Below are 25,281 nucleotides of genomic sequence, written 5' to 3' on the forward strand. Positions count from 1 at the left end.
AAGGGACGGCGGGTGGTTGCCCCTCCCCCCGGCCGGTCACAGCGACCGGAGTTTTGGCAGCACTTCTTCGGCGACCATCTGGATGTTCTTGCGCGCCAGTTCGTCGGGCAGAGTGGCGAATTGCATCATGCAGCACAGCTGCTGGAAGCCCGTGCGGTGCTGAATCGAAGCGATCTGGTCGACCACAGTGGAGGGACTGCCGCAAACGAACGTGCCTTTTTCCATCAGGCTTTCGAACGTCTGGCGTTCCACCGCCATGCCCTGCCGCATCGCCATGACCGCCTTCATCGACGCCATCGACGTGTAGCCCGGCGGGAACAGCATTTCGGGTGGCATGTAGAGGAATTCGTTGAACAGCCGCTCGATATGCACGCGGGCTTCGCGTTCGGCCTGTTCGTCCGTTTCTGCGACATAGATCGGCGCGCACCATCCGAGCTGGCCGCCGCTTGCTTCGTAGCCGTGGCGTTCGGCCTGCTGGCGGTAGATGTTGTGATAGCGCACCACCGATTCCGCCGGGCTGAACGTCATGATGAACGGATAGCGACGCTCGGCGGCGGAGGCCCACTCGATCGTCTCGGACGACCCCTGCGAGGGGATCCAGATCGGCGGGTGACGCTGCTGCACCGGGCGCGGCCAGGTGTTCACATAGCGGAAGTTGTAGTGATCGCCTTCGTAGGACGTGGGGCCGGGCTGGGTCCACGCCTGGATGATGAGGTCGTGGGCTTCGTGAAAACGCTCGTGCGAGTAGATCGGGTTGACGCCGGTGGAGTGATACTCCGCGCCGATCCCGCGCACGAACCCGGCGATCAGGCGACCATCCGAAAGGTTGTCCAGCATCGCGTATTCCTCGGCGATCTGGAGCGGATTGTTGACCAGCGGCAGGGCGCGGCCGATCACGCCGATGCGCACATCGGTCCCGCGCGTCCGCTCGGCCAGGATCGGGGCGATCACGTTGGGCGCGGGCATGATGCCATAAGCGGTCTGGTGATGTTCGTTCACGCAGACCCCGTCGAACCCGAGGTCGGCGGCATAGAGCAGCTGTTCGATATATTCGCGATAGAGCGCGGAGCCCAGCTTGGGGTCATAGTTCTCGTTGGGCAGCACTACCCAGGACGAACGGTGCCCGGCGCGGTTTTCGAGATCGAGGTGCCGGTAAGGCATCAGGTGGAAGGCATAGAACTGCACGTCAGGCTCTCCCGTGGAACGACATGATGGCGGAATAGACCGCGTCGGCCTGCTCTACGTGCGGCAGGTGCCCGGCAGCGGGGATGGTCTGGACGGTTGCGTCGGGAAGCTGGGCTTCCCACGCTTTCGCATAAGCGGCCGGAAGCAACTGGTCGTCCTCGCCCCACAGCACCTGGACGGGCAGGCGCAGGCGCGGCAACCAGCGTTCGAGATCGGGGTTGAACAGGCGCGGTTCCCAGCCCAGCCGTGCCGTAGCGAAGCGGTTCTTCAGCTGGATGTCAGCCATTTCCGGCGCCACCGGCGCCGCTAGCACCGCCTCTGCGATCGCCTTGCTGGAATAGAGGCCGTATGCGTGCTCCTGCGTGTCCCATATGAAGTTGTCGGCGGCGGAGATGCCCTTCACACGCACGCCCGCCGGAGCGATCAGCGTCATCGCTCCGATCCGGCTGCGGTCCCGGACGGCGGCTTCCGCCGCGATCCAGCCGCCGATCGAGGTGGCCACCACGTCGATCCTCTCGAAACCGAGCTGTTCGATGAAATCGAGATAGTAGAGTGCCATGTCGTTCATGCCGCGCAACCAGGGCGGGGTGTCAGACTGGCCATAGCCCGGATGATCGGGAACGATCAGGTCGAACTGGTCGGACAGCTTGTCCAGCACCGGCAACCAGGCAGGCACGCCGCCTGCGCCATGAAGAAACAGCAGGGGTGCTCCACTTCCTGCCCGCTGCACACGGATTTTCACGTCTTTGATGGTGATGATTTCTGATCTTGGCTGCATGACCTGCTTCCATGTCCCGAGGTTCGGGTTCTGGATCGAGGACTCCCGTCATCGGAACAACGCGGTCTTTCGTTATGGGCGCGATAAGATATCGGCCCGCGATGCACGTGCGGCAGGAAGGGCGGGGGCGGGGCGCATCGATCTCCGTCCGCCCTTATGGCCATCATAAGCGAACATGCGATGCGCGGGCGGGGCCACGGCAATTATGTACGGCGGCGAAACCTTCAGCGGGAAGATCCAGAATGATTCAGGAATATCGCCAGTACCACGCCGTTCCCGGCAAGCTCGATGCAGTGCAGGACCGCTTTCTCCAGCATACGCTGCGCTTCTTCGGTCGCCATGGCGTCGAAGTTACGGGCATCTTTCGCCCCGTCGGCACTTCCGACAAACTGCACTACATGACCCGGTTCACCGACGAAGCCGCACGCGCTTCGGCTTGGGCGGCGTTTCAGGGCGATCCTGAATGGCAGGTGGTCAAGACCGCGTCGGAGACGGACGGCCCGCTCCTGGAAAAGCAGACGGTTACGATCCTTGAGCCGGTGTCCGAATGACGCCAGCGGGGCTGAGGTCGGGAAGCACCGGGGTCAGGGTCCGGACGGACGACGGGGCTGCCCTTGAGGTCACCGTGGCCGGGCGTCGCGGCGCGCCGGTGCTTACCTTCAGCAATTCGTTGATGACCGACATCCGCCTGTGGGATGCGGTAACGGCGGAACTGGCCGACGATTTCTTTATCGTGCGTTACGACATGCGTGGCCACGGTGGTTCTTCCGCCCCGGCCGCGCCTTATGCGATTGATCGGCTGGCGGACGATATCGTTGCAATCTGGGATGCGCTGAGTGTCGCGCGCAGCCATCTCATCGGCCTGTCGATCGGCGGGATGACGGCGCTGGGCACCGCCCTGCGCGCGCCGTCGCGGGTGCAGAGCCTGACGCTGCTCAGTATGCGGGCCGATGCGCCGCAGCCGTTCCGCGACAGCTGGGAGCCGCGCATCGCAATGGCCCGTGACGACGGCATGGCGGCGCTGGCCGACGCCACGGTCGATCGCTGGTTCCCCCCGACGCGGTTGGACGACGCCGCCCGCGAACTGACCCGTGCGATGATCCGTGCCACCGCCGTCGAAGGCTTCGTCGGCGGGGCGCGGGCGATCCAGGGGCTGTCCTACCTTGACCGGGCCGGTTCGGTGGCCATGCCCGCCCTGCTGATTGCGGGGAGCGAGGATGGCGTGCTGCCGGGCGCAATGCGTGATCTGGCCGACGTGATGCCGCAGGCGCGCTATGTCGAGATGCCCGGCACCGGGCACCTCGTCAGCCTGGAAGAGCCCCGAGTCACCGCTGCGCAGATTCGGGCCTTTGTGCTGGGCCAGCAGGAGTGGCCCCCGGCGCGGGAAAGGAATAGGGTCCGTTCGAAGAACCGTGGAGGGGAGGTGGCAAAGCGATGGAAATTCTTCCCCTCCTCTATTTCATGACCGTCCTCGAACAGCGCAGCGTCACCCGTGCCGCGCGGCAGTTCGGCGTTACCCAGCCCGCGCTCAGTGCCCAGATCGGGCAGCTTGAGCAGGAACTTGGGGTGTCGCTGTTCGAACGGTCGCGGACCGGAGTGCAGCCGACGATATTCGGGCGGCGTTTCTACGATGACCTGTTGCCAGTTATGCGGGGCCTGTCCGGCGTTCCAGCGCGCCTGATGGACCAGCGCGGCGGCGGATTGACCGGGCGGATACGCTGCGGGATGCCGCCGGCGCTCAACAAGTCGGTTTTGCCCGCGATCCTGCGTGAATTCGTGGAGCTGTATCCCGGCGTCGAGGTCGAAGTCTCCGAAGGGTTCAGTGGCACCCTGACGCAAGGGGTCGAACGTGGTGACCTGGACCTCGCGATCGGGGCCTGGGACGCCGACAGCCTCAGCCTGCGCATTGAATTCGCGATAGAGGAAGACCTGATGCTGGTGGCAGGCCACCCCATCGCGGGCGCGGCGATGACCCCGTGTCGGCTGGACGCCATAGACGGCTTGCACCTGTGCGCCACGTCGGAGGAACATGTTCTGGGTGCGCTCGTCCACAATCACATCCGGCGCGGTGCGATCCGGGTGGAGCGGTTGCTGACGCTCAACGGCTTCGCCTCGACCATGGGTGTCGTGCGGGCCTCGGAATGGGCGGCGATCGTGCCGGTCAGCGGGATCATCGATGAAATGGACGACCCGGCGTTTCATATCTATCCGATCGCGTATCCCGCGCTCAGCTATGAGGTTTATTGCGTCAGCAACAGCAAGGTGCCGCTATCGCGCGCATCCTCGCTGTTCCGGGACATGCTGCTGCGCACGCTGTCGGGCCTAAAGCCGGGCCGCTTGCGGGTGACCGCGACATGAAGGCGGGCGGACGCGACGGCCATCTGCTGACCATCCGCATGATGCGCTACTACGTGGCAGCGGTGGAAGAAGGTACGTTCGCGGCGGCGGCTGCGCGCGTCAACATCGTGCAACCTGTCATCAGTGGCAAGATCCGCGACCTGGAACGGGATCTGGGCATACCATTGCTGTTACGCACGCCTGCCGGTCTTGAGACCACCCCTGCGGGCCGTGACCTGTTTGATGCCTGCAAGCGCACGCTGGAAGGAATACAGGGCGCCGTCGAAGGAGTGCGCGCGCTCCGCCGCGAAACCGCGATCTTCGGCACGGTCCGTTTCGGCATCACGCCTGAACTGGGCAAGGCGCTGCTGCCGCAAATCCTGCCCCATTTCATGGCCGCTCATCCCGGCGTCGAACTGGTGGGAATGGAGGGCGGCGCACAGCTGGAAAGCTGGCTGGAAGAAGGCCGGGTTGACCTCATCATCGGTGGCGCCGGGGCCGCGCACTGGTGGATAAGTGAACTGGCAGGCTTCGATATGGATCTGGTGCTCTATTCGGGCCAGCCGTTGCCGGGCGCGCGGTTCGCCCCGCTGTCGCTTACCGAGATGACGGACCTGCGGCTGGTGCGCCCCCGCATCGCCTCGCGCGCCAAAGGCCAGATCGCGGCGCAGATCAACGATGCTCTGGTGCACGGCACCATCTGCGCCGCGCGGGTGGTGGAGATAGAGGGGCTGCTCGCCACGCTGGCATTCCTTCGCGGGGCGAACTGGTGCGGCATCGTGCCGGCCATCACGATCCTGGAGGAGATCGCTGCGGGCATCTACGACGCCCGTCCGATCGCATATCCGCTGGTGGATGGGGAATGGCGCATCGCCCACCACACCGACCGCCCGCCGAGCCCGGCCACGCTGCGTTTCGTGGATGCGCTGAAGCAGGCGATCACCGAGCGGGCGCAAAGGTGGCGGGCAATGCAGGCGGCGGAATTCGCTTCCGCCAGCGTCACCAGGCCGTAGTACCCCCGTCGATCGGGATCACGGTCCCGGTGATGTACGACGCCGCGTCCGACGTCAGCAGCAGGGTCAGCCCGGCAAGCTCGTGCGGCTCGGCCAGCCGACCCAGCATGGTGCGGGCGACGAACGGCTCGGTGAAGGCCGGATCGTGCATCCGCCCGCCGCCAATGTTGGTGCGGAACGGCCCTGGCGCGATGGCGTTGATGACGGTGCCTTGGCGCCCCAGTTCCATCGCCGCCTGCCGCACCAGATTAGCCACTGCCGCCTTGCCCGCGGTATAGACGTAGCCGACCTGCGGCTCGGCCCGGATGCCGGCGGTGGATGCGGTGACGACGATCCGCCCCCGACCGCTTGCGGCAAGATGCGGTGCGGCGGCGCGGATCGTCGCGAAAACGCTGGTAACGTTGGCATGGAGGATCGCGTTCCAGTGTTCCATGGACAGCCCGGCCAGGCATCCTGAAGCGGTAAGTGGCCCCGGCCCCCCGGAGATTCCCGCATTCGCAAGCACGATATCCAGCCCGCCCATGGCGCTCGCCGCCGCATCAATAGCCTGGCCTATGGCATCGGTGTCCGTGATGTCGAGACGCGCCGTCTCTACTGACCCGCCGGCCCGGGCCAGGCTACGGCGGGCGTCTTCCAGCCGGTCGGCATCGATATCGGTCATCACGACACGCGCGCCGTTTTCGGCTAGCGCCGTTGCCATCGCCAACCCGAGGCCGCTGGCTGCCCCCGTCACGAAAGCCCTGCGCCCGCGTACGTTGAATATATCGGCTGCCTTCATTGTCACTTCTCTCGCCTCGACTGTGAACGGGAGCGTAAGACCCACCTGTGAAAGCAGGGACGCTTATTTCGCTTATGGAGGCTATCAGCGGTCGTTGAGTGCCGCCGCCCGCAATTTCTTCCTAGGGCAAGGTTGCAGGCACGACCGCATGAGCCGCCCGGTCATCGTCACCGGAACCGTGCAGGCCCTGCCGCAAAGATCAATAAGGGGAGGAGGGTTCCATGGTTACCAGTCATGTCTGGTTGCTACGTTCGGTGGCGGTCGCGGCGTTGATGATGCCCGGCATCGCGCTGGGGCAGGAGCAGGGGCGCTCCAGCGCTCCGCATCAGGCGCAGCCGGTTTCGGAGAGTAGCATCAACGAGATTGTCGTTACTGCGCGCAAGCGCTCTGAATCGGTGCAGGACGTGCCGATCACCGTGACCGTGGCAAGCGGCGCGATGCTTCAGTCCAAGGGCATCACCGATATCGCGTCGCTTACTGCGATCGGCAGCGGCATCACCATCCAGCGTACCGGTAACAACATCGTCGCGCCCAAGCTGCGCGGCCTGGGCACCAACAATGGTACTGCCGAAGTGTTCGAACAGTCGGTCGGCATGTTCATCGACGGCACTTATGCAGGGCGCGGCGTCGAATTCAACCAGGCGATGTTCGATCTGGAACGGGTGGAAATCATCAAGGGCACGCAAGCCGCGCTGCTGGCGAAGAACACCAGCCTCGGCGCGATCAGCATGGTTACCCGCAAGCCGGGCGACGACTTCAGTTTCAATATGCTTGCCAGCTATGACTTCGCACTGGGTTCGCGTCTGTTCGAGGCGGGTGTCGACGTGCCGGTCAGTGACACGCTGAAGGTTCGCTTCTCCGGCCAGTCGAACCTTCAGGGCGGCTGGATCAGAAACGTGGTCACCGGCAACGACGTGCTCCGTTCGAACAGCCTTGCGGGCCGCGTCGTCGCGGTATGGAAGCCGACACCGGACTTCGATGCCACGCTGCTCTACCAAGCCTATCGCTACAACGGGTTGGGCGTGCCGTTCGAGCAGGTCAACGACGCTTATGGAAACGGAGCCAAGCGGGCGGTGGCGGTGGGTTACACCCAGTTCGAGACGAAGCTGGACTATCGCACCGGCCTTGGCGATCCCGCTTTCGGGGATACACAGGACCGGATCAACGGCCAGCGCGCGATCGCCACGCTGAACTACGATCTCAACGGTTATGTGTTGACGTCGGTTTCGGCCTATTCGCAGTATTTCCAGGCCCGCCGCTGGGATGCGGACGCTTTTCCGGGCGCGGATACCAAGGCTGATCCGATCACGCAGGGTTCCAAGCAGTACAGCCAGGAACTGCGTATTACCTCGCCAGCAGAAAAGCCGTTCAACTTCGTCCTCGGCGGCTTCTTTATGCATGAGGACTGGAGCTACTTGCGTGATGCGGTGTCAACCGCAGTTCTGCCGGGCGCACTTCACGAAACCTTCGATCTTGGCACCCGCGCACTGTCCGCGTTTGGCCAGGCGAACTACCAGATCACGCCGTCGCTCACGCTTACTACCGGCGTGCGCGTGACGGACGAAAAGCGTTCGGCGACGTTCCTGCGCCAGACGACTGCGCCCGGACCGCTCGTCACCGTGGTTTTCCCGCCCTATCCGCTGACGTCCCTGAGCAAATCGTCGACCACGTTCGATGGTTCCGCCGGCATCCAGTTCAAGCCGACCAACGACATGATGTTCTATCTGTCGGTGTCCAAGGGTACGAAGGGCGGGGCTTATCTCAATTCGCCGACCAGCCCAGCGCTGGCCGACTACGGCAACGAAATCGCCTATACGTATGAAGGCGGTGCAAAGCTCAGCTTCGGCCGCAGCTATCTGAACATCACCGCGTTCAACACCGACCTCAACCATCTCCAGCAAGCGATCTTCCGCGGTGGCAAGTGGGTGCTGTTCATCCAGGACGTGCGTTCGCGCGGCGCCGAAGTGGAAGCGGGCTATCAGGTCGCCGATGGACTGCGATTGGGCGCTTCGGTGACGTATGCACACACCCGCAACCGTTCCGACGGCACTCATGCGCTCAACGCGCCGGACTGGAGCGGCAACATCGACATGTACTACGAAAAGCCGGTCTCCGACGACCTGCATTTCGCGGGGAACCTCAATCTGGAATTCCGTTCGCGCGTGTTGTTCGCACCGGAATCGGATTCGATCGGCTACGGCACAACGACGACCGCGATCACGCCGACCGGAGACCCGTACGGCAAACTGAACGGCCGTCTTGCCATCGGCCGGGACGACAAGCGCTGGGAAATCGCGCTCGTTGCCCGCAACATCCTCAACCGCAAGAACCTGAACTATGCGGTTGCCGCACCGCTCGTTGCCGGGCTGATCGACGGAACTCCCGGGCTACCGCGAACGGTTTCGCTCCAGTTCCTCTTCCGCATGTAGGTCGTCCGGCACAGGCTTCGGGGCGGTGCAGCGCGTTTCGCATCCGCCGGCTCCGCCCCGAAGCCATCCCTGCGATCGCGTCATCGCATCGCTATCGTCACGTGATCCGAATACCCCTCCTCAAGTCAGTATCGAAAGGTTGCCCCATGCCAGTAAATGAAGCGCCGAGCGGACAGTTCGTGGAAAGCCCGAACGGCCGTGTCTTCTACTTTGAGGAAGGTCAGGGCGACCCTGTCGTCCTTATCCATGGCGGCGGGCCGGGTGCGTTCGGATACAGCAATTACCGCAAGAATATCGCCCCGCTGGCGCAGGCAGGCAATCGCGTGATCGTTTTCGACATGCCGGGCTTCGGCCAGTCCGATGCGCGCCCTGCGCCTGATGGACTGTTCGCGTGCGTGGCGGGTGCGCTGCGTGACCTGCTCGATGCCCTGGGTATCGCCAAGGCCAGCCTGGTCGGCAATTCGCTGGGCGGCGCCACGTCGCTGCGCTTCGCGCTCGACAACCCGGAACGGGTGGATAAGCTGATCCTGATGGGGCCGGCCGGCACCCAGCCCGCTGTCACCGTCACTCCGACCGAGGGCGGCTTCCGTCTGCTCGGCTTCTATCGTGGGGACGGGCCATCAGTCGCCAAGATGAAGGCCCTGCTCGAAGTCCTGATCCACGACACATCTGGTCTGACCGACGAACTGCTCGAGGAACGCATGGCGTCGGCCACCGCGCCGTCGGTGCTTGCCAATCCACCGTTGCACCTGTTCGGTCCGCAGGACAGCCTGTGGCGTGAGCCGCTGGAGCAGCTGACCCATCCCACGCTGCTTATCTGGGGCAAGGACGATCGCGTGGTGCCTTGGGATTCCTCGTTCACATTGCTCAAGACCATGCCGAACGCCGATATGCACCTGCTCTCGCAGTGTGGGCACTGGGCGCAGTGGGAGCGGCCGGATGAATTCAACGCGCTGGTGGCCGAGTTCCTGGCACGCTGAATTTGTCCGGCCCGCGCCTGCCAGGGCCGTCGCTTACGAAGGGAAATGACATGAGCGAAGATATGATGGAAAAGGGCCTCGGTATCCGCCGTGCGGTTCTCGGCGATGCTTATGTCGATGCCGCGTTGAAGTCGGCAGATGATTTCAACATGCCCCTGCAGGAACTCGTCACGAAGTACTGCTGGGGCGAGGTTTGGGGGCGCGAGGAGTTATCACCTCGACTGCGCAGCATCATCAACGTGGCGATGTTGAGCGTGCTCAACCGGCCGCATGAACTGACTGCTCATGTGCGCGGAGCGTTACGAAACGGGGTGACGAAGACGGAAATCCGGGAAATCTTGCTACAGGTTGCGATCTACGCGGGCGTTCCCGCAGCGATCGATGCGTTTCGCACGGCCCGGGGCGCATTGAATGACGATGGATGAATCCATGTATTTGTTATAATTGCTTTAATGTGTGTATTTTTACGGCGACGGGAGTTCGTTCGACGAAAATCAGATTCGTTGATATTGCTCCCGTTGCAACCCAAAGGGCGCTGGCGGCGCGCGGTTGTATCCGCAAAAGCGCAGGCTTGTCGTCCCCGGGTTCTTGAAGGAAACTGATTTTAAGGCGCAACAACGCTATCTAGCGAATGCACCTCCGGCGGCACCGCGATGTTTTCTATAACGGCCTGGAAGGCATTCCTGCCCAGCGTTGAAGCTCCTTCCTTGTACGCTTCCGCAGAAGACCAGCGTTCGATGAATGTGAAGCGTGCGGGGGTGTCACGGTCCTGAAATACCAGAACCCCGTTACATTCATTTATTGTTCGCACTTTCTCCGCCAGATCGGACAGCGCAGCGCCCAACACATGAACACCCTCTGCATTGGCGATCAGAACATAATGTTTGGCAAAAGTCATGAACGTTAACCGCCATTTTTTGGAGTGTAATGCACATTATCAGGGATATTAAAGAATTAATATCCGTATTTTGCAATGGCCTTCATCAAGATAGTAATTGTTTTTATGATGATCATTCGGCGCTAAGAATGTTTGTTTGTGTCAGATGGCTCGGGCGTGTGCTATTTTTAGCGGTTCAACCGCTTCATTGTATTTGGCTAGTCTGAAGCCGGCTGACGCAGATGTCGCTGCGCTTTCGCCGTTCACAAGATGGACGCCTCGAAGAACCGGCTGATTTCGACATGATGGCAAGGTGAAGGCGCGGGGGCCCGGTGTGCCTCTGTTTCATCCTCCTGATCTTCTGATTTTCGGGTGTTGGGCGGCCTGAAGGCCGGTTTTCGGCGTCACGCGGGCGCAGTTCGCCCCTCAAGCCAGGCGAGGCGTTGGAAATTATAGGCGAGGTTCGCCATTCCGATTTTGATGCGGGCGCGGGCGATGCCGATGGTGCGGACGACAAGCCCCATGCGGTGTTTCTGGCCGGCGAACACGTGCTCGACTGCTGAGCGCACGGCGGAGCGCTTCGCATTGGCCCTGCCGATGCGCTCGGGCATCGGCCGGCGAGGCGGCTTCTTCTGATGGATGTGGCTGGTGAACATGCCCTTGGCGAGGAAGGCCTCGTTCTTCTTGGACCGGTAGGCGGTGTCGGCCCACACGCCTGAGCCGGTGTTGTCCTTGCTGACCACCTCGCGCAGCCGCGCGCCGTCGTGGGCATTGGCGGCGCTCGCGTCCCAGGTGCGGATGAGGCCATGAGCGCGGTCGATGCCGATGTGATTCTTGTAACCGAACATCGGGATAGCGAGGTCGATTGGCTTCGCCGCCTTGGGATCGGCGCCCTCCTTCACCTTTGCCTTGGTGTACTTGACGCTCCAGCGCGCATCGCGATCCTTCTGCCTGATCTTGGCCGGTTTCCAGTCCTCGGGAACCCGGCCCTCCTTGATCGCCATCTTCTCGGCCTCGGTGTTCCTCTGCTTGGGTGCCGGCACGACCGTGGCGTCGATGATCTGCCCACCCATGGCGAGATAGCCCCGCTCGGTGAGCGCGACATCGAAGCGAGCGAACAGCCTGTCGATCGCCTTGGCCTTGACCAGCCTCTCGCGGAACAACCACACCGTCGTTGCGTCCGGCACCGTGCCGTCGAGCCCGAGCCCCAGGAAGCGCTGGAACGACAATCGATCCTTAATCTGGAACTCGGTGGCCTCATCAGACAGCGAGTAGAGCGCCTGCAGGAGTAGGATCTTGAACATGAGGACCGGATCAAACGGCGGCCTTCCACCCTTGCCGCGGACACTCCGCCGCAGTGCTGCTACCAACGGGCCGCGGAAAACCTCAAAGTCGACGACAGCCGCAAGCCGTTCAAGCGGATCGCCTGCCGCGCTCAACGCCTCGTATCGGTCCGAAAGATCGAAGAAACTCGGCTGTCCCGCCATCATCGCCTCCACCGTCGTGCAAAGGCAGTGAATCACCTCAAGCCGCTAGGCGCCAGCGGTTTTTCGAGGTGTCCAGATGGCATCGGCTGCGGGTTCCATGCGATTGACGCTTTTGCCAATCCGGTAATGCCCAGGGCTTTCACCCACCTCGCGACGAAAAGCGATACGGAACGCAGTCGCAGATCCATAGCCGAGGCGCTCTGCGAGCGCGGTGATGTTCCGCTCGCCGTCACGCAGGGCAGCACAGGCAAGTGTCATGCGCCAACGCAGGAGGTAGGTCATTGGCGGGACACCGACCGCCTCTGCGAACCTTCGGCTGAACAGCGAGCGCGACATGCTGGCATGCCGGGCAAGAAGGTCGAGCGACCACCTTGCCCCGACTTGCGCATGCATGAGCGCGAGTGTCGCACCAATCTGGGCGTCGGCCGTTGCTGTGAGCCAGTTGGGAGAGTGCTGCCCGATCGCAAGCCAGGCACGGACGATATGAATGAGAACAAGATTGGCAAGGCTGGATGCAGCGATGCGGCCCCCTTGCTGCAAGCCGTCGATTTCGGCTTTGATGAGATCCAGCAGAACCGCGAGCGCCATAGTTCCGCTTCTTTCGGCGGGTATATGTATCACCGGCGGGAGGACATGTAACATCGTCGCCATCTGATCGTCCGCGAACGTGAAGCGCCCGGCGACCGCGACTGAACTGGTGTCACCTTCACCGTAGACCAGAACACCCTGGGCTGGATCGTATGCGGCAAACGCTTTAGTTGCATCGGCAAGCGGTGCGTGCGGGGCGCTGCCCATGGCATAGGGTTTGCCATCGGTCATCAGGTAGAAGTCGCCTGCCCTGAGGCACAGCGGCTCCATGTCGTCTCTCCAGAGCCAGCGCTCGCCCTCCAGGATTCCTCCGAACTTCATGTGCTTGAACGCCGGGTAGCGCAGCCCCCAGCAACCTTGGGTCTCCATCTGTACCGGGAGGACAGTTTCGCAGCGCAGAACGGACAGGAAATCGGAAAAAGGATCGGCCATGGACGATTGCTTACACAATATGCCGTATTGATTATAGACCGCTGCGGATTTTCACGAGAGAAAAGAAAAAACGAAAGGTGCTCCCATGAAATATGCCCGTCTCGGCTCCACCGGCCTGTTCGTATCCCGTTTCTGCCTTGGTGCGATGACGTTCGGCGGTGCGGACAATCCGGCGGGCAATGCCATCGGCCGCCTTGAGGCCGCCGACGCAGACGCGATCGTTGGCATGGCATGCGACGCAGGGATCAACTTCATCGACACCGCAGACGTATATGGCGCCGGTGGATCGGAAACGGTGTTGGGAAAGGTGCTGAAGGAACGGCGCCGAAATATCGTGCTTGCCACCAAGGTCAGCGGCAAGGCGGGCGCCGGGCCGAACGATACGGGCCAGTCACGCACGCACATCATGGAAGCGCTGGAAGGCAGCCTGCGCCGTCTCAGGACCGACTATATCGACTTATATCAACTCCATAACTTCGATCGCGTTACGCCGATCGAGACCGTGCTGCGTACCCTAGACGACGCGGTGCGGCAGGGCAAAGTTCGCCATATTGGCTGCTCCAACTTCGCAGCGTGGCAGTTGATGAAGGCGCTTGGCATATCGGCACGTGATCGGTTGGAGCCCTTTGTTTCGATCCAGTCCTTCTACTCCCTCGCCGGGCGCGACGTCGAAGAGGAAGTGATACCGGCGGTGGCCGATCAGGGGCTAGGGCTGCTGTGTTGGAGCCCGTTGGCGGGCGGATTGCTTTCGGGCAAATTCGACCGGAGCGGAAGCAGCGATGCGTCTGCGCGGCGAGCGAAGATATCGTTTCCGCCTGTGGACGAGGACCGCACGTTCGACGTGATCGACGCACTCAGGTCCGTTGCGGCACGGCATGACAGTGAGCCTGCGCAAGTGGCTTTGGCTTGGCTGCTGGCGCAACCCGCCGTCACCAGCGTAATCGTCGGTATCAAGCGGCCCGATCAGCTTGCAGCGAACCTGAAGGCGCTGGACCTTGCGCTCGGCGAGGATGATCTGCGCGTGCTTGACGAGGCCAGCCGACGCCCCGCAGCCTACCCGGGCTGGATACATAGCTACAACGCCGCTGCACGCGTGCCGAACGGTCATCCCTTCGAAGGGCCTAACTGGGTGCTCGGCGAAAGGCCGCGCTGAGAAGCTGTATATTTCCGCCTGTCGTCGCCGCAGATCGCTCCGCTGCAGAAGGACGGTTATCGTTGGTGGCTGTTTTGTGGCTTGGGCGTGACAAGCGCCGTGCCGGTTAATCGAAACCGAGTTCTACAGCGGTGGAATTCGGCCCCCGCAACCATACAATACAATGACTTAGGCGCCAAGAGCCTCGCTCCGCGAAACACCGTGCCCGCGTCAGGTCCGTTTTCCAACGCAACATTTTTTAACAGCAACGCGCCAGCACGGCGAGTTCTGAGGACCGACTTGCCGTCGCGTGACGAACGGAAGGGGCGGAGAGCGGACTGACGGCTTTGAGATTTTGCGAAACATTAAGCCGACCTAAACCTTGAATGGGGCCACGGCTGAAAGAGCATTCCAGCGACCAGCCTCGAACATCGTGACCGCCGCTTGCGATTGATCTCCATCATGAAGGCCGGTGAAAGCCACTCCAAGCGATTTTAGTATAATGAACCCGACGCCTTCCAAGGGTTCCGGATCACTTGCGACCAAAGCTTTCCAACAGTCCGGGTCCGTGAATAGCGAAGGGATGGCAACGCACCTTCCAGAGTAGAGGATTGTAGTCAGCGCTTCCCGCCAAGAATGTCCGCTAACCACCCAAAAATCGCTGTTCTTCAGCTTTCAGAAGGGCCTGGCGATGTCACCTTGGTATCGCCTCAACTTCGACATCGGACATTTCGCGGCCGCCGGCTTCGATACGATTGCGTTTCTGGAAAAGCACAAGGCGCAAACTGTCAGCATTCACCTCAAGGACCGTAAGGCAAACCTCGGTGCGAATATGCCGTTTGGCCAGGGTGATACCCCCATCGCCGAAGTCATACGCTTTATCGATCGCGAAAATTTGAGCATACCGATGATGCTCGAATACGAATATGCAGGAGGAAATTCGGTGTCTGCTTTAAAGGAAATGCTGTCGTATTGTGAAAAATCAGTCAATAGTTGAGGTCATTAGTTACCGAGCGTGCCGCATCTGTTAGAGAAAGTTAATGGCCGTAAAGCAGGCCGTCTGCACCTCGGTGATGAAGTTTATCTGTTGCACCTCGTATATGGGGCCACCTTGCGTCTTCCATGCGGAAGCTGCTCAGCTGAAGTCAGCAAGTCCTGCGCCCGGCAATGATGCTCGACCTGCGTGCCTTGGCGTTATACCTGCCAAGCCATGCTGCATGCCGTCCATCATCCCGGTTATGTCGTCGAAACCGACCGCTCGGGCACCTTCCCGCATGACAAGTACGCGCTGGTCATGCGGGCGCTGGGCGATAGTGGCATACCAATGACAGTCCATGTGCCCGAAGTCATGCCGCGAGAATGGCTCGAGGCTGTCCATGACCCTGCCTACGTCGACGAAGTCATAAGTTGCTCGGTGCCGGCGGCCAAGCAGCGCCGAATCGGTTTTGCGATCGACGAGCGGATTTCCTGGCGATCGCAGCTCTCCCCCGGCGGAACATGGCTGGCGGCAAAGCTGGCGCTGCAGCACGGGTATGCAGCAAATTCCGCTGGCGGCAGCCACCACGCTCTGGCCGATACCGGTGCGGGCTATTGCGTGTTCAACGATCTGGCGCTCGCCGCCAACAGGCTGATCGAGGAAGGTGACGTCTCGCGCATCCTGATCCTCGATCTCGACGTGCACCAGGGCGATGGTACAGCAGCCCTGACCGCAGGACGCAGCGACATCTTCACGCTTTCCATTCATGCCGAGAAGAACTTCCCCACACGCAAGGCGCGTTCTTCACTGGATGTCGGACTGCCCGATGCAACGGGTGATGCGGATTATCTGACAGCTCTGGCTGGATCGCTGCCCATGGTCCTCGATCATTTCATGCCGGACCTGATCCTGCTGCAGGCCGGCGTCGATGCCCATGTGGGAGACAAGCTTGGCCGGCTGTCCTTGACCGACGATGGCCTCGCTGAGCGAGATCGCCTTGTGGGGACAGAGGCGAAGCGGCGCGCCATTCCATTGGCGAGCACGCTAGGTGGGGGATACGGCGCGGACCGCAGAGCCGTGGCCTTTCGGCATGCGCGCACGATCCTCACTCTTTCCGCCACGATCAACGCCAGGGATGCTGTCTGATCCCCCGGGGCTTACCGGGTTGCCTGCCTCTCGGCATTGAGACGCTCGACAAGTTTTTCGATCTCGTCGGGATTGAGAATCCAGGTGCGGGTCTTGCGGCCCTCGCGAAACACGGGCCGCGTCAGCAGGATGCGCGCCTGTTCCTTGGCGAAAGGCTTGAAGAGCGAGAAGTGCATCACGCATTCGAGCATCAATCCGATTACCGGCGTCTTGCCATCCAGATCGATCAAGGTTGCGGGCTGGTCCCAGGGAATATTCATCATGGCGCGCGCTTATCGCGGGTTATGACCAATGCAAAGGCTGAATGCCTTTCCGCACGGCGCCAAATCCCTCAAGTTGACAGTACCGAGAGTGGAGGAGACCATTTGTCCTGAGTTCACCGGTCAGTGAGACATCGTCCAGCATGGCGGGCATCGCACGGGGCCTTTCTCGCTTGCACGAACCGGACGCCGGGCAGGTGCTTTCCGGGAGTGTTACGGCTCGGTACGCGACAAGGCGTTGGCGAGTTGGTCGATGGTATCCGTAGGGATGCGGCGGGCGATCACGGGCATTGTCTGCTGAGGCTTGTGCGCATCGATCACCGTCTCGTCTCCGCGCCATTGGCGCAGCCGTTCCGCGAGATATTCCGGTCTTTGTCCAGCGATGCGGGGGGCGGACTTTCCTTCGGCATGGCAGCTTGCGCAGGGTGGGAGCCGGGTTCCGGGGATCCCTTTCGCGGCGATGGGATGCAGACGGGCGATGGATATGCGTGGAAGACCTCCAAGCCCTGCATAGTAGGCGGATAGCGCTCGGATCGCGCGATCGTCGAGCCCGGCTGCAGCGGCCTGCATTACCGCGCTGCCTCGCTTTCCTGCGCGATACTGGAGCAGGGCTTGAGCCAGGTAGGCGGAATCCTGCCCGGCTATGAGGGGGATATCGGCCTGTCCCCGGCCCATTCCGTCCGCACCGTGACAGCCAGTGCAACCGGCCGCGACAGCGGGGGCAGAGGAACCGAGGTTCGGCGCAGTCAGCTCGCGGTATCGCTGCGGAGTCATCGTCGGCAGGTCGCGCACGAAGCCGACCATGCGGCGCACTTCGTCGTCGCGGCCGGGAGCGGGCCACGCGGGCATGCCCGTGTACTTCACGCCATGCCGGATGATCCAGAACAGCTCGCGGTCGGTATAGTGTCCCGCTGTCTTCGCGAGGTCCGGCGCGGGCGGCGTCGCGGCCTGCATGACGGGGGAGGGAGGTTCGCCCGGCGCGCCGTGACAGACCTGGCAAGCCTGCCGGAAATGCCCCGCCGCGCTGACGAGGCCGCCGTCGTCGCGCACCTGCTTCGGCGTTTGCACGGCGCTGTAGGTGCGTGCGGAATTCTGCATGGTCCAGTGGAGGAACCAGTCGGTGATCTTCCAGTGGCCGGAGGATGCCGCGATCGGCACCAGTCCCGCCGCGGCGACGCCAAGCACCAGCGTCACCAGCGCGCAGAGAACGAGCACAATGCGCCCGATCGTGATCTTCATCATCATGCCGAGGCGCTCCGTTCCTCACGCAGTAGCGCGCCCAGAAGGGCAAGCCCGCCGATGAGGTAGCTGATGCCGCCGATCAGCAGCATGACCACTCCGCCAAGCTGCTGGTCAGTCAGGGGATCCAGCCCGCCGGAGTGGTGCATCCCATGGTACAGCGGTCGAGGGGCAAGGCCGATCAGCACGCCGAGCAGGGTCATGTGCATCGAGGTGAGCAGCAGCGCGCCGATGCCGCTCGCGCGGGCAGGCTGGTGGAGTGCGGCGCTCCACAGCAGGAACCCGGCGGCGAGGAAGCTCAGGTGTTCAAGGGCCGAAAGTACCGGGGATGCGCCGGCCGCGGTGCGCAGGGCGGGGAGGTGCCAGCTCCAGACGGTAAGGAGTTCAAGCAACATCATCGCTGGCGGCGTGACGAACCCTGGCCAGCGTGTTGCCGGATCGGTGCGGGTTCCGATCGTTGCGAGCGCGAGTATCGGTGCTGCCACGGCCACCGCGATCATGTGTCCGGCCATGTGCCCGGTCATTCCGTAGCTCGACAGCGACCAGCCCACCGGCACCAGAACAAGGCCGGATATCAGCGCCATACGCTTCATCGGCAGTCTCCGATGAACACCACAGGCAGTGCACTGAACAGCACCGAGACGAAACTGAGCCCTGCCAGAAGCAGTGTCGACTTCGCCAGAAAGCGTAGCCGGTCGACCTCGGTGCCCTGTTCATGCGGGGGTGGGTCGCCGACGGTGCGTTGCTGCTTCCAGGCGATCCAGCCGGACAACACGATCAGCGCGAGCGCGATCACCGTGCCCACCGTGAACAGCACCGGGAATTTGGCGAAGCGCCCGTCCTTGGCGCAGGAGATCGCCGCCCACAGGTAGCTGAACAGGAAGTGCCCGGCCCAGACCGTCGGTGGGACGATCAGCGTCCAGAGCGTGACCTTGAGTCGCTCGTGCCACTTGCGTCGCTCGCCCATCACGAAACCTCCGGGAACAGGCCGATGGTGAGGTACGTCACCGCCAGCGTCAGCGCTAGGAAGTGCATGTAGACCGTGACGTTGCGGATATCGGCGTCATGGTTGGGCGTCATCTTCCCGGCAAGGCTGCGGGCGAGCACGTAGGCCAGCATGATCGCCGCGACGCCGCAGTGCGCTGCGGTCCAGATCGCCAGAGTCCACACGATCGCAGGGTAGCTGTGCGCCTGCGGGTCCATGCCCGAAAGCCACGGCCCGGCAAGTCCGGCGAAGATGCCCGCCATGCTCGCGCCGATGCCGAGCAGCACCAGCACGCGGGCGAGTGCGACGCTGCCGCGCGCGTGGATTTCCCGCGCCCCGACCGTCGCCAGCCAGCTTAGGAGGCCGACCGCCAGCGCCACCATCGGCCAGACCACGCCGGGACCGTCCGCCATCGCCATCGGCGGGAAATCTTCGTGCCGGGTCCAGAAGAAGTAGTAGCCGAAAACGAGCCCCGAGAACGCCGTCGCATCGGCCATCATCGTGATGAACATTGCCCACCACCCCGGGGCCGCGTCGCCCGAGATGTATAGCGGCAGTTCGAGGCCATGTCCGATCGGCTTGCAGGGCTTCTCCGGGATTTCCGCCGTGCCGGTCCACAGCCACGCCAGCACCAGCGCCAGCGTCAGCACGCCCGAGACGAGCGCGGCCCAGTAGAAGTGGTAGGTCGTCAGGATGAACACCCCGCCCAGCGCCACCGCCGTCAGCATCGGCAGCCAGCTTGGCCCGCCGAGGCGGATGACGGAGACGGGCCGCGCGTCCAGTACCGAGGTCACGATGGTCTCACGCCGGCCGTCCTCGGCATCGGGCAGGAAGTAACGGCCTTCGTCCACCTTGCGCACGAAGTCTTCCTGATCCCAGATCGGGTAGCGGCTCTCGATCAGCGGGATTGAGCGGATGCCCCAGTCCTCGTCGTCGGGATGGGCAAGCCATTCCAGCGTGCCCGCCTGCCACGGATTACGCGGCGCCTTCTGCCGCCATGGCGATCGGCACAGGTCCAGCACGATCACCGCCACGCCCGCCGCGATCACGAACGAGCCGATGGTGGAGGCAAGGTTCAGCCCCCCGAGGCCAAGTTCCTCCGGATAGGTGAATACCCGGCGCGGCATCCCTTCCAGCCCCGACAGGTGCATCGGGAAGAAGCACAGGTTCGCGCCCACGAAGATCAGCCAGAACGCGGTGCGCCCGAGCCGGTCGGACAGCTTCTTACCCGTAATCAGCGGCCAGTAGTAATAGAGCCCCGCGAACAGCGGCATCAGCGTGCCCCCGATCAGCACGTAATGCAGGTGCGCGACGACGAAGTACGTATCGTGCGCCTGCCAGTCGAACGGGGCGACGGCTACCATCACTCCGGTCAGCCCGCCGATGACGAAGATCGCAAGGCTTCCCGTCGCGTAGAGCAGCGGCGTCGACCACACCACGCGGCCCGCCCACAGCGTCACGATGAACACGAAGATTTGCACCGCCGTGGGGATCGCGACCGCTTCCGACGCGGCGGAGAAGAACGCAAGGCTGATCTTGGGCAGCCCGGTCGCGAACATGTGGTGGACCCACAGGCCGAAGGACAGGAACGCGGTGCCCACTGCCGCCAGCACGATCCAGGGATAGCCCAGCAGGTGCCGCCGCGCGAACGTGGGAACCAGCATTGCGAACAGGGCGATGGATGGCAGGAAGACGATGTAGACCTCCGGGTGGCCGAAGATCCAGAACAGGTGCTGCCACAGCAGCGGATCGCCGCCGCGCTGCGCATCGAAGAACGGCCAGTCGAGCAGGCGCTCCATTTCGAACAGCACGTCGCCTGCGATCAGCGGCGGGAAGGCGAACAGGATCATCACCGCGACGACGAGGATGTACCAGGCATAGAGCGGCATCAGGTTGAGCCGCATCCCCGGCGGGCGGCACTTGAGCACGCCGACGATCAGTTCCACGGCGGCGGCCACCGACGACACCTCGATGAAGGACAGCCCCAGCATCCAGATGTCGGCGCCGAGGCCGGAGAGGTCGGTGCGCGTGGTCAGCGGCGGGTACATGAACCACCCGCCGTCAGGCGCGGCGTCGAAGAAGATTGAACCGGAAACGAACACTCCGCCGATCAGGAACGACCAGTAGCCGAAGGCGGACAGGCGTGGAAACGGCAGGTCTCGCGCACCCAGCAATTGCGGCAGCAGGATGATCGAGACGGCCTCGAACATCGGCACCGCGAAAAGGAACATCATTACCGAGCCGTGCAGCGTGAACAGCTGGTTGAACGTCCCGGCATCGACGAGGTCGTTGTCCGGCACCGCCAGTTGCATGCGCATGATCAGCGCGAGCACGCCCGCGAACAGCATGAAGCCGAACGCGGTCAGCACGTACCAGATGCCGACCTGGTTGTTGTTGGTGTCCGTCCAGCGCAGAAACAGGCCCTTGGGCGGCTCCCAGACCTTGCGGAGCCGTTCCTCCTGCGCGGCGCGTAGCGCGGGATCATCCTGATCGTGCAGGCTCATCGTCCTGCCTCCTTCAGCCAGCGGGCGATGGCGAGGGCGTCCGCCTCGGACATCGCAGCGTAGGATGGCATGCGGGCTCCGGGCTTGAACCTGTGCGGATCGCGGATGAAGGCGGCGGTGTTCTCCACGGTGGGGGGAAGGATCCCTGCGCCCAGCGTGCGGCGCTCGCCGAAGCGGGTGAGGTCGGGGCCGATACCCTCGCCATCGTTCAGCGAATGGCACGCATTGCAGCCACTGGTCGCGAACAGCGCCGCTCCGCGGCCCTGCGTGCGGATGGGCGGCTCGTGACTGGCGGCCAGCCATGCGTCGAAGGCGGCGGGCTCCATCGCGATCACCTCGAACGCCATCAGCGCATGGCTGAGGCCGCAGAACTCCGCGCAGACGCCGCGATAGGTGCCCGTCTTGTCGGCTTTCACGACGAGCCGGTTGGTGCGCCCCGGGATCATGTCCATCTTCCCCGCGAGGCCGGGAATCCAGAAGCTGTGGATCACGTCGGTCGCGGTCAGTTCGAATACCACGGTGCGGCCCACCGGAATGCGCACTTCGTTGGCGGACATCAGGCGCGGCTGGCCCTGAGGCTTGTAGCGTATGCGCCACCAGAACTGCTCGCCCTCGACATGGATGCGCAGATTTTGTGATGCATCGGGTAGCGGGCGCATGGCGGGCAATGCCCAGAGCAGCAGCGCGGTCAGCACGACCGTCGGCACGATCGCGCCGAGCCAGAGTACCATGCGCATTCCGCCCGCGTGGTCCAGTCGCCCCTCCGGCGCGCGTACCGCCATGATGAATACCCCCGCCACGCCCGCCGTGATGACCAGCGCGCCGATCACGAGCACCATGGTCATCGTCAGCGTTGAGCGCGCCTCCAGCCCGAAAGGCGCCAGAGAGGACTGGTGGCTGTTGCAGCCAGCCAGTAGCAGCGCGCAGACGACGGTCGATTTACGCAAGCCATTCTTCCCCTGTGTTGCGCAAGGCAACGCACGAGGAAGGCGGGGGTTCGGCAGATGCGGACCGTTTCCACATTACAAAGGGTTGCTGCCACCATCAGTCGTTGACGATGAGGCCGCCGTGGGAATGCGGCACCAGCCTGCTCATGAAGCTGGAATCTTCGCAGGTGAGTAACGGGAATGCGTTTGTTTGGGAGGCGCAGATCGGTGGAAAAGCTCGCGTTCCTGACGTGTCCCTTTACTGTTTTCCTGCTCGCGCCGGGCGTCTTCCCCGAGCAAAGCATCGACTATGCGCGGCGTCTCGCCGTCGTGCGCGATGCGTCAAATTGCAGGCTGCTCCAGCGGGGCCTTGACGATGTCAAGGACGACAAGTGTGCGGTAAGTCGAAACGGCTTCGTTGTCGGCAAACAACTCGCGAGCCAGCGCCTCGTAACGTTTCATGTCAGGCACGGCCATGATCAGAATGAGCCCGCCGTTTCCGGTCACGTAATAGCATTGGCTGATTTCCGCAGTCTTGCGGAATAGCGCCTTGACCGGCTCGACGGTTTCGGAGCGATCATTCTGCATATGGACCTCAACCACTATGGAAATGCGTGGTCCGTCGATGTCCGGCGAAACCAGCGCCACGTTTCCCACAATGATGCCGCCGGCTTCCATCGCCGCGATACGCCGTTGAACTGCGGCCGGCGAAAGATTTACGCGCTCTGCGATGATACAGGCGCTGATGGCCGATCCGCAAGTGCAGGACTGCGCCGTGATCGGCGTGCCTGACGACAAGTGGGGCGAGGCCGTCGTCGCCGTCGTCGAACCGCGCGGCGGCTGCACCATCGATCTCGAGCGGTTGCTGACAGAGGCGCGCGAGCGGCTCGGCCCGGTCAAGACGCCCAAGCGGGTGGAGGTGATGGCCGCGCTGCCGCGCTCCAACGCGGGCAAGGTGCTGCGTGCGGAACTGCGCAAGCGCCACTGGCAGGCGGCGGGAAGGGCGATCTGATGCGCGACGTGGTGATCCTCGGCATCGGCATGACGCCCTTTGGCCGCCATCTGGACAAGAGCCACGAACAGCTCACGCAGGCCGCGGTGCGGCTGGCGCTGGAGGATGCCGGGCTGGACGGCGCGGCGATCGACATGGCGGTCTACGCCAACGTCATTCAGGGCTTCTTCGCGGGCGAGATGTCGATCCCCGGCGAATATGCGCTGCGCCCGGTTGGCATTTCCGGTGTGCGCGGGTTCCATATCGAGCAGGCCTGCGCCAGTTCCACGGTGGGCCTGCACCTCGCGGTCGACTACGTGAAGGCTGGCCTTGCCGAAGTAGCGCTCGTCGTCGGTGTGGAGAAGCTCTTCAGCGACGACCGCGCCAAGCGCTTCGCCGTATTCCAGCAGCCGCGCGACATGGTGGAGGCGGCGGCCTATATCGAGCGCAGCCGCGATCTCCTCGCCCCCGTCCCGGCGGACAAGGTGGAGGCCAGTCCCAACGTGCTGATGGAAGCCTATGCCGCGCAGGCCCGCCTGCATATGGGCACTTACGGTTCGACGCAGGCCCAGATCGCGGCGGTGGCGGCCAAGGATCACCGGCATTCGCAGTTCAACTCGCTGGCGCAATACCGCGATGCGATGAGTGTCGAGGAAATCCTCGCCGCGCCGCAAGTCGCGTGGCCGCTGACCAACCCGATGTGCGCGCCCATCAGCGACGGCGCGGCGGCGGCGATCGTGTGCTCGGCGGAGTTCGCCAAGCGCTTTTCGGGCACCCCGATCCGCGTGCTGGCAGCGGAAAACCGCACCGGCAGCGACCGCGCGCCGGACGACTACGCGAACCACGTCACCCGCAAGGTCGCGGCCCTGGCTTACGAGCGCGCAGGGATCGGTCCGCAGGACGTCGATCTCGCCGAAGTTCACGACGCCAGTTCGATCGGCGAGATGATCCAGACCGAAGCGCTCGGCCTGTGCGCACCGGGAGAGGCCGGGCTCGCCGCCGAGCGCGGGGAGACGGCATTGGGCGGCCGCGTTCCGGTGAACGTCTCGGGCGGGCTGGTATCCAAGGGGCATCCGCTGGCGGCGACCGGGCTGGGGCAGATCCACGAACTCGTCACGCAGCTGCGCGGGCAGGCCGGAAAGCGGCAGGTCGAAGACGCGCGGGTGGCGGTTGCGGAGAACTCGGGCGGGTTCTACGGTGTCGAGGACGGCATGTCGGCGGTGACGATCCTCGCGCGGGATTGAGTGTTTCCTTCGTCATTGCGAGCGTAGCGAAGCAATCCAAGGTCGCGCAAACCGCCCTGGATTGCTTCGCTACGCTCGCAATGACGAAATGAGGGAGAGAACACGAGAGCTTCAGCCCCACCATCGTCATTGCGAGGCCCGAAGGGCCGCGGCAATCCAGGGCAGTGTAACGCTGCTCCCGGATCGCCGCGTCTCACGTCACCCAAACAGCGCCTCCAGCCCCGTCTTCGCCGCATGCGCCGTCATGTCGAGCTGCATCGGCGTAATCGAGATCTCCCGGTCCAGCATCGCCTGCAGGTCGTTGCCCGGAGCATGGCCGCCCGCCGGAAGGGCGATCTTCACCCAGTAATACGGGAAGTGCCGTGCATCGACGCGCCGCTCCGGGATGAACGCGCCCGGCGGCCGCTGCCCTTGGGTCGTCACGCGCATACCGGTCACTTCGTCGGCCGGGCATTCCGGGAAGTTGACGTTCACGAACAGCCCCGGCTTCCAGTCGAAGCGCAGCAGCTTCTCGATCACGTCCCCGGCGAAACGCTCGGCATTGTCCCAGGGCACCGCGTTCGGCGGGCGGAAGCACTGGCTGAGCGCGATCGCTGGGATACCCAGCAAAGCCCCCTCCATCGCCGCCGCCGCCGTGCCGGAATAAGTGATGTCTTCGGCCAGATTCGGGCCGCGATTGATGCCCGAGATCAGGATGTCGGGCCGCTTGCCCTCGATCAGCTCGTAGATCGCCAGAAGCGCGCAGTCGGTCGGCGTGCCCTTCACCGCGAAGTGCCGCTCGTCGCGCTGCTTCACGCGAATCGGCAGCGTGGTCGAGAACGAGTGCCCCGCGCCCGAACGCTCGTCGTCCGGCGCTACGATCCACACGTCGTCGGTGAACCGGCGCACGATCTTTTCCAGCATTACAAGGCCGGGCGCGTCGATGCCGTCGTCGTTGACGAGCAACATGCGTGGTGGGGTTCCAGTCATCCATATCCTCCCGATCATTCCCGAG

At 63.4% G+C, this 25,281-nt stretch carries 26 protein-coding genes and 1 pseudogene; 12 read left to right on the forward strand and 15 right to left on the reverse strand.

The genetic code is table 11. The annotated features are described in order from the left end of the window. Positions 1–36 precede the first annotated feature (36 nt). Positions 37–1,185, reverse strand: a complete 1,149-nt coding sequence (locus ACODRZ_RS12960) for an LLM class flavin-dependent oxidoreductase (protein ID WP_488970677.1) — start codon at positions 1,183–1,185, stop codon at positions 37–39. A 1-nt stretch (position 1,186) separates the two neighbouring features. After that, on the reverse strand, positions 1,187–1,963 hold the full coding sequence (locus ACODRZ_RS12965) for an alpha/beta fold hydrolase (RefSeq protein WP_488970676.1): 777 nt from the start codon (positions 1,961–1,963) through the stop codon (positions 1,187–1,189). Positions 1,964–2,205: 242 nt separating this feature from the next. Between ACODRZ_RS12965 and ACODRZ_RS12970 the strand changes: the two genes are divergently transcribed. From ACODRZ_RS12970 to ACODRZ_RS12985, 4 genes are all read left to right on the forward strand, one after another. Further along, a complete protein-coding gene (locus ACODRZ_RS12970) occupies positions 2,206–2,514 on the forward strand; it encodes an NIPSNAP family protein (protein ID WP_488970675.1) in 309 nt (102 codons plus the stop codon). 122 nt (positions 2,515–2,636) lie between these two features. Next, positions 2,637–3,428 (forward strand): alpha/beta fold hydrolase, encoded by a 792-nt coding sequence (locus ACODRZ_RS12975; protein ID WP_488970674.1) that lies wholly within the window; start codon positions 2,637–2,639, stop codon positions 3,426–3,428. Beyond that, positions 3,398–4,321 carry a LysR family transcriptional regulator gene (locus tag ACODRZ_RS12980; protein ID WP_488970673.1) on the forward strand — a complete coding sequence of 308 codons (924 nt, stop codon included), beginning with the start codon at positions 3,398–3,400 and terminating at the stop codon, positions 4,319–4,321. The genes ACODRZ_RS12975 and ACODRZ_RS12980 overlap by 31 nt, the downstream gene beginning before the upstream one ends. After that, a complete protein-coding gene (locus ACODRZ_RS12985) occupies positions 4,318–5,313 on the forward strand; it encodes a LysR family transcriptional regulator (RefSeq protein WP_488970672.1) in 996 nt (331 codons plus the stop codon). Before ACODRZ_RS12980 ends, ACODRZ_RS12985 begins: the two co-directional genes overlap by 4 nt. Here ACODRZ_RS12985 and ACODRZ_RS12990 read toward each other — a convergent pair. Further along, positions 5,300–6,091, reverse strand: coding sequence for an SDR family NAD(P)-dependent oxidoreductase (locus ACODRZ_RS12990; protein WP_488970750.1), 792 nt, complete (start codon positions 6,089–6,091; stop codon positions 5,300–5,302). The genes ACODRZ_RS12985 and ACODRZ_RS12990 overlap by 14 nt on opposite strands. Positions 6,092–6,312: 221 nt before the next feature. Between ACODRZ_RS12990 and ACODRZ_RS12995 the strand changes: the two genes are divergently transcribed. From ACODRZ_RS12995 to ACODRZ_RS13005, 3 genes are all read left to right on the forward strand, one after another. Beyond that, positions 6,313–8,520 (forward strand): TonB-dependent receptor, encoded by a 2,208-nt coding sequence (locus ACODRZ_RS12995; RefSeq protein ID WP_488970671.1) that lies wholly within the window; start codon positions 6,313–6,315, stop codon positions 8,518–8,520. A 146-nt stretch (positions 8,521–8,666) separates the two neighbouring features. Beyond that, on the forward strand, positions 8,667–9,500 hold the full coding sequence (locus tag ACODRZ_RS13000; protein WP_488970670.1) for an alpha/beta fold hydrolase: 834 nt from the start codon (positions 8,667–8,669) through the stop codon (positions 9,498–9,500). 50 nt (positions 9,501–9,550) lie between these two features. Further along, a complete protein-coding gene (locus ACODRZ_RS13005) occupies positions 9,551–9,925 on the forward strand; it encodes a carboxymuconolactone decarboxylase family protein (protein WP_488970669.1) in 375 nt (124 codons plus the stop codon). Between the two features lie 179 nt (positions 9,926–10,104). Here the strand turns inward: ACODRZ_RS13005 and ACODRZ_RS13010 are convergent, their stop codons facing one another. The 3 genes from ACODRZ_RS13010 to ACODRZ_RS13020 all read right to left on the reverse strand — a co-directional run bounded on the left by ACODRZ_RS13010 (position 10,105) and on the right by ACODRZ_RS13020 (position 12,884). Next, positions 10,105–10,398, reverse strand: coding sequence for a putative quinol monooxygenase (locus tag ACODRZ_RS13010; protein ID WP_488970668.1), 294 nt, complete (start codon positions 10,396–10,398; stop codon positions 10,105–10,107). Positions 10,399–10,781: 383 nt separating this feature from the next. Further along, the gene (locus ACODRZ_RS13015; RefSeq protein ID WP_488970667.1) at positions 10,782–11,864 is read right to left on the reverse strand and encodes an IS5 family transposase; all 1,083 of its coding nucleotides are present in this window, start codon (positions 11,862–11,864) and stop codon (positions 10,782–10,784) included. Positions 11,865–11,909: 45 nt separating this feature from the next. Then, the gene (locus ACODRZ_RS13020; protein WP_488970666.1) at positions 11,910–12,884 is read right to left on the reverse strand and encodes an AraC family transcriptional regulator; all 975 of its coding nucleotides are present in this window, start codon (positions 12,882–12,884) and stop codon (positions 11,910–11,912) included. Positions 12,885–13,029: 145 nt separating this feature from the next. Here ACODRZ_RS13020 and ACODRZ_RS13025 point away from each other — a divergent pair, with 145 nt between their 5' ends. From ACODRZ_RS13025 to ACODRZ_RS13035, 3 genes are all read left to right on the forward strand, one after another. Continuing rightward, complete coding sequence (locus ACODRZ_RS13025; RefSeq protein ID WP_488970665.1) at positions 13,030–14,037, forward strand: aldo/keto reductase; 1,008 nt, start codon at positions 13,030–13,032, stop codon at positions 14,035–14,037. 670 nt (positions 14,038–14,707) lie between these two features. Beyond that, positions 14,708–15,013 (forward strand): sugar phosphate isomerase/epimerase family protein, encoded by a 306-nt coding sequence (locus ACODRZ_RS13030; protein WP_488970664.1) that lies wholly within the window; start codon positions 14,708–14,710, stop codon positions 15,011–15,013. A gap of 213 nt (positions 15,014–15,226) precedes the next feature. Continuing rightward, positions 15,227–16,138, forward strand: coding sequence for a histone deacetylase family protein (locus ACODRZ_RS13035; RefSeq protein WP_488970663.1), 912 nt, complete (start codon positions 15,227–15,229; stop codon positions 16,136–16,138). An 11-nt stretch (positions 16,139–16,149) separates the two neighbouring features. Here the strand turns inward: ACODRZ_RS13035 and ACODRZ_RS13040 are convergent, their stop codons facing one another. The 8 genes and pseudogenes from ACODRZ_RS13040 to ACODRZ_RS13075 all read right to left on the reverse strand — a co-directional run. Next, a complete protein-coding gene (locus ACODRZ_RS13040; protein ID WP_488970662.1) occupies positions 16,150–16,401 on the reverse strand; it encodes a hypothetical protein in 252 nt (83 codons plus the stop codon). A gap of 210 nt (positions 16,402–16,611) precedes the next feature. Next, positions 16,612–17,643 (reverse strand): c-type cytochrome, encoded by a 1,032-nt coding sequence (locus ACODRZ_RS13045; RefSeq protein WP_488970661.1) that lies wholly within the window; start codon positions 17,641–17,643, stop codon positions 16,612–16,614. Next, entirely contained in the window at positions 17,640–18,230 is a 591-nt protein-coding gene (locus ACODRZ_RS13050) for a cytochrome c oxidase assembly protein (protein WP_488970660.1), read from the reverse strand. Before ACODRZ_RS13050 ends, ACODRZ_RS13045 begins: the two co-directional genes overlap by 4 nt. After that, the gene (locus tag ACODRZ_RS13055; RefSeq protein ID WP_232495463.1) at positions 18,227–18,604 is read right to left on the reverse strand and encodes a hypothetical protein; all 378 of its coding nucleotides are present in this window, start codon (positions 18,602–18,604) and stop codon (positions 18,227–18,229) included. The genes ACODRZ_RS13050 and ACODRZ_RS13055 overlap by 4 nt, the downstream gene beginning before the upstream one ends. Further along, positions 18,604–21,126 (reverse strand): cytochrome c oxidase subunit I, encoded by a 2,523-nt coding sequence (gene ctaD, locus ACODRZ_RS13060; RefSeq protein WP_488970659.1) that lies wholly within the window; start codon positions 21,124–21,126, stop codon positions 18,604–18,606. The genes ACODRZ_RS13055 and ctaD overlap by 1 nt, the downstream gene beginning before the upstream one ends. Further along, the gene (gene coxB / locus ACODRZ_RS13065; RefSeq protein WP_488970658.1) at positions 21,123–22,073 is read right to left on the reverse strand and encodes a cytochrome c oxidase subunit II; all 951 of its coding nucleotides are present in this window, start codon (positions 22,071–22,073) and stop codon (positions 21,123–21,125) included. Before coxB ends, ctaD begins: the two co-directional genes overlap by 4 nt. Positions 22,074–22,394: 321 nt before the next feature. Then, on the reverse strand, positions 22,395–22,730 hold the full coding sequence (locus ACODRZ_RS13070) for an Lrp/AsnC family transcriptional regulator (protein WP_488970749.1): 336 nt from the start codon (positions 22,728–22,730) through the stop codon (positions 22,395–22,397). A 12-nt stretch (positions 22,731–22,742) separates the two neighbouring features. After that, positions 22,743–22,799: pseudogene (locus tag ACODRZ_RS13075) on the reverse strand (hypothetical protein); the annotation flags it as partial. Here ACODRZ_RS13075 and ACODRZ_RS13080 point away from each other — a divergent pair. Further along, the gene (locus tag ACODRZ_RS13080) at positions 22,783–23,064 is read left to right on the forward strand and encodes an AMP-binding enzyme (protein WP_488970657.1); all 282 of its coding nucleotides are present in this window, start codon (positions 22,783–22,785) and stop codon (positions 23,062–23,064) included. The pseudogene ACODRZ_RS13075 and the gene ACODRZ_RS13080 overlap by 17 nt on opposite strands. Next, the gene (locus ACODRZ_RS13085) at positions 23,064–24,287 is read left to right on the forward strand and encodes a thiolase family protein (protein WP_488970656.1); all 1,224 of its coding nucleotides are present in this window, start codon (positions 23,064–23,066) and stop codon (positions 24,285–24,287) included. The genes ACODRZ_RS13080 and ACODRZ_RS13085 overlap by 1 nt, the downstream gene beginning before the upstream one ends. Positions 24,288–24,485: 198 nt before the next feature. Here ACODRZ_RS13085 and surE read toward each other — a convergent pair whose 3' ends face one another. Then, positions 24,486–25,256: a 5'/3'-nucleotidase SurE gene (gene surE / locus ACODRZ_RS13090; protein ID WP_488970655.1), complete on the reverse strand. Its 771-nt coding sequence runs from the start codon at positions 25,254–25,256 to the stop codon at positions 24,486–24,488. Positions 25,257–25,281: the final 25 nt, after the last annotated feature.

The organism is Novosphingobium sp. FG90 (assembly GCF_057808725.1).

Bases quoted from the DNA above. Each gene is read 5' to 3' on its own strand.
- ACODRZ_RS12965 (WP_488970676.1), bottom strand. From the start codon at position 1,963: ATGCAGCCAAGATCAGAAATCATCACCATCAAAGACGTGAAAATCCGT.
- ACODRZ_RS13040 (WP_488970662.1), bottom strand. From the start codon at position 16,401: ATGATGAATATTCCCTGGGACCAGCCCGCAACCTTGATCGATCTGGAT.
- ACODRZ_RS13005 (WP_488970669.1), top strand. From the start codon at position 9,551: ATGAGCGAAGATATGATGGAAAAGGGCCTCGGTATCCGCCGTGCGGTT.
- ACODRZ_RS12970 (WP_488970675.1), top strand. From the start codon at position 2,206: ATGATTCAGGAATATCGCCAGTACCACGCCGTTCCCGGCAAGCTCGAT.
- surE (WP_488970655.1), bottom strand. From the start codon at position 25,256: ATGACTGGAACCCCACCACGCATGTTGCTCGTCAACGACGACGGCATC.
- ACODRZ_RS12985 (WP_488970672.1), top strand. From the start codon at position 4,318: ATGAAGGCGGGCGGACGCGACGGCCATCTGCTGACCATCCGCATGATG.
- ACODRZ_RS13025 (WP_488970665.1), top strand. From the start codon at position 13,030: ATGACGTTCGGCGGTGCGGACAATCCGGCGGGCAATGCCATCGGCCGC.
- ACODRZ_RS13030 (WP_488970664.1), top strand. From the start codon at position 14,708: ATGTCACCTTGGTATCGCCTCAACTTCGACATCGGACATTTCGCGGCC.
- ACODRZ_RS12975 (WP_488970674.1), top strand. From the start codon at position 2,637: ATGACCGACATCCGCCTGTGGGATGCGGTAACGGCGGAACTGGCCGAC.
- ACODRZ_RS13010 (WP_488970668.1), bottom strand. From the start codon at position 10,398: ATGACTTTTGCCAAACATTATGTTCTGATCGCCAATGCAGAGGGTGTT.
- ACODRZ_RS13035 (WP_488970663.1), top strand. From the start codon at position 15,227: ATGCTGCATGCCGTCCATCATCCCGGTTATGTCGTCGAAACCGACCGC.
- ACODRZ_RS13055 (WP_232495463.1), bottom strand. From the start codon at position 18,604: ATGGGCGAGCGACGCAAGTGGCACGAGCGACTCAAGGTCACGCTCTGG.
- ACODRZ_RS13020 (WP_488970666.1), bottom strand. From the start codon at position 12,884: ATGGCCGATCCTTTTTCCGATTTCCTGTCCGTTCTGCGCTGCGAAACT.
- ACODRZ_RS12980 (WP_488970673.1), top strand. From the start codon at position 3,398: ATGGAAATTCTTCCCCTCCTCTATTTCATGACCGTCCTCGAACAGCGC.
- ACODRZ_RS13045 (WP_488970661.1), bottom strand. From the start codon at position 17,643: ATGATGATGAAGATCACGATCGGGCGCATTGTGCTCGTTCTCTGCGCG.
- ACODRZ_RS13070 (WP_488970749.1), bottom strand. From the start codon at position 22,730: ATGGAAGCCGGCGGCATCATTGTGGGAAACGTGGCGCTGGTTTCGCCG.
- ACODRZ_RS13050 (WP_488970660.1), bottom strand. From the start codon at position 18,230: ATGAAGCGTATGGCGCTGATATCCGGCCTTGTTCTGGTGCCGGTGGGC.
- ACODRZ_RS13015 (WP_488970667.1), bottom strand. From the start codon at position 11,864: ATGGCGGGACAGCCGAGTTTCTTCGATCTTTCGGACCGATACGAGGCG.
- ACODRZ_RS13000 (WP_488970670.1), top strand. From the start codon at position 8,667: ATGCCAGTAAATGAAGCGCCGAGCGGACAGTTCGTGGAAAGCCCGAAC.
- ACODRZ_RS13080 (WP_488970657.1), top strand. From the start codon at position 22,783: ATGATACAGGCGCTGATGGCCGATCCGCAAGTGCAGGACTGCGCCGTG.
- ACODRZ_RS13085 (WP_488970656.1), top strand. From the start codon at position 23,064: ATGCGCGACGTGGTGATCCTCGGCATCGGCATGACGCCCTTTGGCCGC.
- ACODRZ_RS12990 (WP_488970750.1), bottom strand. From the start codon at position 6,091: ATGAAGGCAGCCGATATATTCAACGTACGCGGGCGCAGGGCTTTCGTG.
- ACODRZ_RS12995 (WP_488970671.1), top strand. From the start codon at position 6,313: ATGGTTACCAGTCATGTCTGGTTGCTACGTTCGGTGGCGGTCGCGGCG.
- ctaD (WP_488970659.1), bottom strand. From the start codon at position 21,126: ATGAGCCTGCACGATCAGGATGATCCCGCGCTACGCGCCGCGCAGGAG.